The organism is Pseudomonas sp. KSR10, from assembly GCF_022355455.1.
In the GTDB taxonomy this organism is placed as follows: Bacteria; Pseudomonadota; Gammaproteobacteria; order Pseudomonadales; family Pseudomonadaceae; genus Stutzerimonas; species Stutzerimonas stutzeri_E.
The window spans coordinates 532,344-540,277 of record NZ_JAKOEN010000019.1; the positions used below are offsets into that span (position 1 = coordinate 532,344).

Annotated in this window: 8 protein-coding genes; 2 read left to right on the plus strand and 6 right to left on the minus strand. The window is 56.3% G+C overall.

Annotated elements, in window-relative coordinates; genetic code table 11:
- Positions 1–2 precede the first annotated feature (2 nt).
- Positions 3–1,094: a hypothetical protein gene (locus tag MCB86_RS11390; RefSeq protein ID WP_239610969.1), complete on the plus strand. Its 1,092-nt coding sequence runs from the start codon at positions 3–5 to the stop codon at positions 1,092–1,094.
- Here the strand turns inward: MCB86_RS11390 and MCB86_RS11395 are convergent, their stop codons facing one another.
- The 3 genes from MCB86_RS11395 to MCB86_RS11405 form a co-directional block, all read right to left on the minus strand.
- Positions 1,095–1,793, minus strand: a complete 699-nt coding sequence (locus MCB86_RS11395) for an inovirus Gp2 family protein (RefSeq protein WP_239610971.1) — start codon at positions 1,791–1,793, stop codon at positions 1,095–1,097.
- Positions 1,794–2,272: 479 nt separating this feature from the next.
- A complete protein-coding gene (locus tag MCB86_RS11400; protein ID WP_239610973.1) occupies positions 2,273–2,503 on the minus strand; it encodes an AlpA family transcriptional regulator in 231 nt (76 codons plus the stop codon).
- A 70-nt stretch (positions 2,504–2,573) separates the two neighbouring features.
- Positions 2,574–3,878 carry a hypothetical protein gene (locus MCB86_RS11405; protein ID WP_239610975.1) on the minus strand — a complete coding sequence of 435 codons (1,305 nt, stop codon included), beginning with the start codon at positions 3,876–3,878 and terminating at the stop codon, positions 2,574–2,576.
- A gap of 231 nt (positions 3,879–4,109) precedes the next feature.
- On the opposite strand from MCB86_RS11405, the gene MCB86_RS11410 reads away from it, so the two are divergent.
- Entirely contained in the window at positions 4,110–4,784 is a 675-nt protein-coding gene (locus MCB86_RS11410; protein WP_239610978.1) for a hypothetical protein, read from the plus strand.
- Positions 4,785–4,970: 186 nt separating this feature from the next.
- Here MCB86_RS11410 and MCB86_RS11415 read toward each other — a convergent pair whose 3' ends face one another.
- The 3 genes from MCB86_RS11415 to MCB86_RS11425 all read right to left on the minus strand — a co-directional run bounded on the left by MCB86_RS11415 (position 4,971) and on the right by MCB86_RS11425 (position 7,767).
- Complete coding sequence (locus MCB86_RS11415) at positions 4,971–6,041, minus strand: tyrosine-type recombinase/integrase (protein ID WP_239610980.1); 1,071 nt, start codon at positions 6,039–6,041, stop codon at positions 4,971–4,973.
- The gene (locus MCB86_RS11420) at positions 6,041–7,321 is read right to left on the minus strand and encodes a hypothetical protein (protein WP_239610982.1); all 1,281 of its coding nucleotides are present in this window, start codon (positions 7,319–7,321) and stop codon (positions 6,041–6,043) included. The genes MCB86_RS11415 and MCB86_RS11420 overlap by 1 nt, the downstream gene beginning before the upstream one ends.
- A gap of 68 nt (positions 7,322–7,389) precedes the next feature.
- On the minus strand, positions 7,390–7,767 hold the full coding sequence (locus MCB86_RS11425) for a hypothetical protein (RefSeq protein WP_239610984.1): 378 nt from the start codon (positions 7,765–7,767) through the stop codon (positions 7,390–7,392).
- Positions 7,768–7,934 lie beyond the last annotated feature (167 nt).

Sequence of the window (7,934 nt, forward strand, 5' to 3'; positions counted from 1 at the left end):
TGATGCACGAAAACAAAATTCCTTTTGGCGAGCGTGATGGAGACTTATTCCGCGCCTTTGAAGTCGAGAATGGTCTTCGCTGCAACTGCATTTGCCCAGGTTGCCGGCAGCCACTGAATGCTGCCAACAATGGCGAAAAAGTCGCTCCTCACTTTCGCCATGCCCAATCGAATGATTGCACCACTGGCTTTCGCGAGGGAGTCAGACGCGCCGCAGTTGCACTGATTGTGCAGCACAAGCAGCTCCTGCTCCCGACCTTCGTCGACATGGCTAGAATTGTTACAGCAAGCGGCCGAGCGCTGGAAGAAAAGGTCGAGCTACCGCCGGTGGCAGTCACAGCAGACTCAGTCGAACGATTCGTTGAGCTGGATGGGTTGAGAGGTCATGCGATCCTGCATCTATCTGGCCGAAAGTTGATCGTACGCATCAAGATGTCCTCCAGGATGGAGCATGAGCGTTACCGCCAGTTTCAAGCGCTCGAGCACTCCAGCATGGAGATTGACCTGCACTGCCTAACCCTTGAGCAGATCAATGATGCTGAGAGTTACAAGCATGCCGTGCTGCAGGATCCGTCGAATCGTTCCTGGATCAGATGTCTTCGTGGCGAATCATTAAAAACCTTCAAGGAGCAGCAGCTCCAATCACGGGCCTTTGAGCTGAATGCTACTTGGCTAAAAGAACAGGCCGAGCGTAAAGCTAAAGAACAAGCTCGGCAGCTTGCCATCGCCAATGAGGCTGCCGAGCATGATCTGGCTTTGAAGGCGCATCGAGCAATGCAAGCTGAAATTGCAGCCCATCAGCCAACCCAACTGCAAGACGCCAATGTAAACGGTAGATCCGAGCTCATCGCGGCAACGATGCTGAAAGCTTTGCGCGATTGGAACGGAAAGGCCGCAGAATGCAGAGCCTGCTACCTGCTCAGCCCACCAGGCTCCCGGTTCTGCCCCTACTGCGCTGTCGATGGACGCGGACTAGCTGAAACAACCGTATCGCCCGACCTGCCAGCAACCATTCACAAGCGAATGTACTGCTCAGCCAAGCCGGGCATGTCGATAAGGACAGCCCCTTTGCTGGTTGCAAGACCAGATATCTGACTACCCCCTGCTAGTTCCAAATCCACGCTGACGATCACCGTAGGACTTGGTAGCCACCTTACAGAGGTAGCTGGCTCGGTAGAACAGATCGGTCAGCTCATCGCCCTTACGTCGACGGTTTACTCGATCGATTAGGTACTCAGCATTCTTCGGGATGTGCACCAACCCCCTCATCAGGTCGACCGGTAGCCCCAGAGCACCTGCCCAAGACTCCTCAATGCGGCTGATCATGTTCACCCTATCCGACCCCAGACGCCCAACGGTGTAGTAAGCATCGCGGTTCAGCAGGATCAGCAGGTGATAATGCTGCCGGCCTCCCTGACCGATCTCTCTCGACCAGACGTACCGGACCTTGCAGCCACGCGAGTAGCCACGCTCAGCCACCCGCTCCTGGTGGTACTGGATCTTCTTCGTAAACGATTCGAAGAACCGGCTGATGACCTGGTTCGTATAGGCGTAGTCGGGCAGCTCGACACCCTGAGGCAAACGGAGATCCACTCTGAAGGCCAAGATCCTCGGATACTCAGCCAAAGCCAGCTCGATGGTGTGCTTGAGATCGGACAGGTACTCACGAATGAAAGGCCCTTTGTCGCCCATCAAAGGGAAGCCTTCGAAGGTGTCTCCGTAGTGCAGATGGAGGTTGGTATTAGCAGGATGACGGAGTGGGTAGCGTTGGATGGTGTCAGTATCGTTGAGCATGGTTATGACCTCTCATTGGTTGAGTTTCATAACCAGTGCCTGCTGTGTACTTTTTAACCGTTACCTATCCTCGCCTGATCAGTTGGTTGATCTATCTGCATGCGTTGTACTGCTGGCCCTTCAGGTGGTAGCTCAGTGTTCGACTACCTGTGTAGGTCAGTGAAGGTTGCTACTCGGTTAGGCGTGAACCCTTCGGGTAGCAATAGCTAGTAAAAGCATAATACCCGCACTGCAATTTCCTTCGCCGAGCAGCTCGGGCAAAGCCACCTCAATCGTCCCGCCATGGCGGGCTTTTTGTCGATTTCAAATTTCGGAAGTAAATCAAGTCGAAGAGCCCTGAGCCAGATATCGAAACTGAGGCTGTCGGGGCGGCGGGAGCGACACCGCCACGACTTGCCATGCGGAGCCGAACAGCCAGGGACTGTGAACTGCGGCATAAGCGCCATGACCAGCCGAGGCCGATCATGGCGCTGCAGGTTCTAACTGGCCATGCTCAGGTGGCCGATGGTGCGCGCTGTAGCTCCCTCAGCCTGGTCACGCTCCTCGATCCTGGCCAATATCCAATCGTGCACCTCGCTTTCGACCCAACCGACGCAGCGGTCGCCCAGCGATACCGGCTTCGGGAAGGTGCCTTCCGAGATATATTTGTAAATGGTCGACCGTGCCAGGCCACTGGAATCGATAACTTCTTTTAGGCGGATAATCCTCATGAACGGGGCTCCTTGTATTCGTTCACAGGATTGGCAGAGACGGTAAGAAATAACTCGAAGGTTCGGGCACCTACTTGGTTAGCAAGCCAAACTCGTAGCGGTTCCGCACATGCAGGTCAGCCTCACTGTCGAACTCACGAATGAAGCCGCCACGGACATCCTTGTACACAATGCAGCTATGCTGATTCTCCGGAGCCGGATAGAGGATCAGAGTAACGATCCTCAAAATATCGCCGTTCTCTTTCGGCTCCGGCGCAGGTATCAACCGAACTAATTGTGGCTTGTAACCCTGCCAAGCTATGCCATTGAGCCTCTTCTTCAGGTGCTCCGCCCACTCGAATGCCACCTCGAAGAAGTGCTCGAGCACTCCAGGCCAGTAGTAACCAGCCTCGCTCTGCCCCGGCTTACCGACCTTCAACTGCTCCAACTCTCGCCCGATCATGCCGGCCAGAGACCCAGGAACGACGCCGTACTTCTCACCGGGCTCTCCCCAGGTCAGTGACAGCAGATGCGATGTGTACCTAGCCAGCTTGTGATAGAGCACATCCAGCGCGAAAGGCCCCAAATTGAGGAGAGCCCCTGCAACATCAGGAGCCAGCCCATTAGTCAGCCTTGCGTAGCGGGAGGGTCCAGATTCCGCGTAAACCAGCACGGCACGACGGATGCGCTGCCCACCCAATTGCGGATGGTCGAGGTTCAGGTAGTAGGTACTGGGGACCTTAGCTCCCCGGAAGAAGCCATGGGATACACCCGGCACGTGAATACGCACGAAACCCAGACTGACTAGCCGCTTCACCTGGTGCTTGAGAGCAACCGGGCTCAACCCCGTCATTGCTCGCAGCTTCGCCTCCCCAACCCCGGTCACAACCCCACACTGATCGGCAAAGGTTAATAAGGCAGCCAAAAGAACTCTCGTGGAGGCCCCCAGCCGTCCGCAGGCTCCAGGAGCTGCCGGTCGCCCATCACTGCGTATCTGTTTGCGAGCAGCTTTCTCGTACCCCGTATCAGCCTCGGACAGTGGCCCCTTGGCATAAATATCAGGCTCATTGAAGAGATACAGGATCGGATCCTGGTGAGCAACCGCGCTCCGTCCTGTCTTGGCAAGCAGATCGAGTAGGTACTGCGATGCCACATATTCCTCCCCCGGACGCCCCACCTTATCTGCCTGCTTCTGGGTCACAAGCAGCCCAGCTTCAACCAGCTCGCGTATGGCATCCCTGACCAACCTCTCTGTCAGGCAAAGGAGCTTTGCAATCGGCTTGGTCTTGAACGCGACACCCAAGACGGTCTGCCCTCGAAATACCAACCCTTGAAGAAGAAATCTAGCCTCTGATCCAATCTCTAGACCTTCTGAAAAAACCACCAATTTAGACATCGATTTCGCCAGTGAGCATATAAATTTAGATGAGATTTTATACCCTATATATACTTAACATCTACTTCATGTAACGATTCCAATAACGGTTCGATTAACAGACCTGGTCACACCATCGATAACATGACGTGTTAAGATTCCGTTAACAGGACATTCAACAGATCCGTTAACAAACGCCATAGCCGAGAGCTACCGCAGCCCGGATGTGGGTATTGATTATGAGGTATGGGTATGGAAGAGATAGAGATGGCGCCGAGCTGGCTCAATGAGGAGGACAGCGCTGAGTGGCGGTGGGCTGCTGGCTATCTATCGAACCGATGCTCTTCGTCGCTGCAAAGCAAGCTAAGCTTCCTCGCCGACACCAACTTCAGCTATCTCGTCAGGTCGATCCATGCCCTCGAATCCGAGGCTGAAGGCGTAAAGCTCATTGAGCGATTGAGAAACGCCATCAGACAAAGACGCTATCGCCTAGCGAAAGGAGGCAGAAAGACCTGCTCCTTCACGCTCCCGCTCGCAACCAAGGCCACGCTCAAGACCCTGGCGAAAAGACACAAAACCACTGAAACAGGACTGATCGAACGCCTGATTGAAAGAGCCTCCCAGCAAGCCTCTCTACAGAAAGAGGAAGCGCGGCACGAATCTCAAGCAATGAAAGTCATACGCAACGCGCGCAAGCTCGAACAAGAGCTTGCCAAGATTCGGATTGAAGAGACCAAGAAACAGCTGCAACGTTGCATAAAGCAACTCGCCCTGTGGGAGACATCAATGGGGGATGAGCTGCCGAAACCAAACCCCGACGAGGAGGCCAGGGCAAATGCGCTCACAGAGCAGCGAATGCGTGTAATCCAAGAGGCCATCAGTGCCTCCGTAGCAAAGCATGAGATGCTGAGCCCGAGGTCGACTTGAGCAATTTGCGAGCCCGAAACCTAAACGTGAGCCATGGAGCGTCATCAACGCCCAGCATCCTGAGCTCAAATTCAGAGATGGTATTCCAAACGGTATACCACCTGATTTTTTAACCGGAATTTTTACTTATTTTTCAACTAGATAGGACATCATTTCAGATTACCCCGGCCCACCAATTCGAAACACCTAAACCCCTGATTTTCCTAGTGAATTTCGGGGGTTTTTGCTTTCAGAGGTAGCCAGTGTCGAAGAACTGTCGACGCTGCGTTTCGTGGGCATGAGTACTGGTCCAAAGCGAATAGCATCCTGCAAGTGGTCCGGCGCCAGATGCGCATACCGCATTGTCATGGCCAAGCTCGAATGGCCTAGGATCTTTTGCAGCGTGAGGATGTTTCCGCCGTTCTGGATGAAGTGGCTGGCGAAGGTATGCCGCAGCGCATGGGCAGCCTGCCCTCTCGGTAGCCGGATCGTTGTCCTGGCGAGTGCTCGGCGGAACGAGGTGATCGAATGCATGAACGGGCCGTGCTCCCTCCAGTGCTTCACGATCCGCTTCTCCAGCTCGGCCGAGATCGGCACCGACCGCACCTTTCCGCTTTTCGTCCCGCTGAACGTGATGACGCCATTCCGAACACTGGTTGCCTTCAGCTTTTCCGCCTCAGACCATCGAGCACCGGTAGCCAAGCAGATCAACACAACCGGTTCGACGTGAGCGTTTTCGCAGCCACTACGGATCGAATCGAGTAGCTCAGCAATCTGGTTGTTGGTCAGCCAGGAAAGCTCTCGTTCCTGGATCTTCAATGGCTTCACCAGCGCGAGCGGATTCTCGTACTTGATGACCCCGAGTCCCCTTAGCTCGTTGTATACCGAGCGCAGATAGCCCAACTCATTGTTGAGTGTCTTCGGCGAAGCACCTCCTTCCAGGCGAACACGACGATCATGCGCATAGGCTTGAGGATCGATCCGCGAGGCGATGGGATCTCGCAACCGCTTGGCCAAGGCATCGAGCTTCTTACGACGCCGCAATCCATCCCTTAGCGAGTGGCCGTGCAGGTCATACCAGGATTCGATTAGCCCCGTTAGCCGTCGCGTATCTGCCGTGCTGGGCGACCACTCCCGGTTCTCGATTACCTTTGCTCGACACGTCGCCTCGAACCGCTGAGCTTCGCCCTTGGTCTTGAACGTCTTGCGGAAGCGTTTGCCTTTGATCGGCTCAACATCGACTTTCCAACGACCGTCAGGCAGTTGTTCGATTGCCATCAGACCGCCCTACCCCACCTCACATGACGCTCCTGGAGCAGGTTCTTGATGTGCTTGTACAGATCCCGCTCGCTCATATCCTTGGCGGCGTAGTGATCGCGGATGACCGGCCAGCAATCCCATTGCTTTAGGGTCTCGAATGCTTTGTTAGCGCCCACTCGCTCCCTTGCCAGCAGGCTTACGAAGTTTCCCAGGAACAGTTCCACGTTCTTGCCGGAGAAGCCCCGGCTCGTCTTGTAGTAGCGTTTGTATTCCGTTTCATCGACCAGGGAATCAACCGGCAGATCAACCCGCGCGTCTTCGCGCAACAGCGTCCAGATGGGTTCGAAGTAGCCGGGCCGGGCGAGCAGCTTGAATTGACTCATACCGTAGCGCCATAGGCCTTCCAGATGTGCCGAGAAAGCAGCAAACGAATCGGTGTCGATGGCTTGGCCGGTCTTCACATCGGTCGAGCCGCTGGCGAATTGCTGGATGACCGAATGGTGGTAACGCAGCTCGACGCGCCATACTTCCTGGGTCGGATCGTAGTTGTCCGGGTCTTTGGCATCGAAGGAATCCCGGCGACGCCAGACGCTTTCCCAGTAGTCGAGCTTGTCATGGGCGCGTGCCTGGAGCGTCTTGTTGTAGATCCCGAGCTGTACGCCACCGGCAGAGCCAAACAGGAAGGACTGTCCCTTGCCATAGGTGGCGGCTTCCATGGTCCACTGGATCTCCTTGATGCCTGAAATATCGCGGTTGGCGCGTGCGCGGCAGTGCATGCGGGCCGTTAGGTCGGCGGGAGGCGTCCAGCCTTGCAGATCCAGGGCGAGGTGAACGGCACACTGGTTGCGCTCCCGGTGGGTCATCACGGCGGCTGCATAATAATCCATGCGCTCCTGGAGCCGTTCCGGCGACAGCGCGTCGATCGCGTGCGGTGACACTTCGATTTTCAGGTGCGGGCCAATTTGCTCCAGCTTCGCGTTGAAGTTCTTGATGAGCAGAATGAACCCGAGGTCGGCGTTCTGCAGTTTGTACTGGTAGCCCGAGTCCCGGCCAACACGCCCGGCGTGCCAGATCTCCCCGGCAAACTCGACCATCGCACCCGGCTTCTCGAACAGCGCCATGATCTCGGGGCGAATCAGCCCGCGGTACAGCTGGCGGACCGTATCCACACCGCAACGCAACAAACGGACCTTGGACAGATCGACGAATGCTGCTGTACCCGGATCGACGAACAGACGCCCGTTGCGATCTTCACGGGCAAGCATGTCTAGGCGGAGAAAATCCTTTGGTTTGCTCATTTGGTTTACTTCCTAATGCTGACTAATGCGGGAGTTAATATGGATCTATCTGACGTGCTACAGGGACGTCAGCGCGGAGGCGCGCGCTGGCTGCGCACGCTCACGCGCCTCGTGCCTCCGCGCGTGTGAGAGTGCTCGGCCAGCGCGCAGCAAAGGCTTTCGGTACAGGTCACCGGGTCGATGAATAACGCGGTCGGATCTTCAGGACAGGTTTGGTCCTGGATGAAGGTCATCAGGTGCGGACGGTCAGGCGGCGGCGTGCTGACCCAGGCGATGCAGAGCGCGAGGCTGGCCAGTGCGAGCAGGTGAGGAAGTTTGAGATCGGCGCGGCGCGAGAGGGCGAATAACACCAAGGGCGCCGCCCTTGTCATCCCGCTCTTGCCGCCGAGGGCTCGGGAGCGTGGGGTGGAGAAGCTACCCCACACTCCCAGCGATAGGCTTTTCATAATCGTGCAGGGTCAAGGGTGCGCTGCGCCCGTGCTTCCGTTCGACGGGACGGTGAAGCTGTCCCGACGAGCCGGGAGCGCGGCCCCTGACCGCCCAGCATTAGAGAGGGCGATACGGTCCAGTACGTTGCCGGAACCATGCCGGTCGCGGTGCCGCATCACCCTGA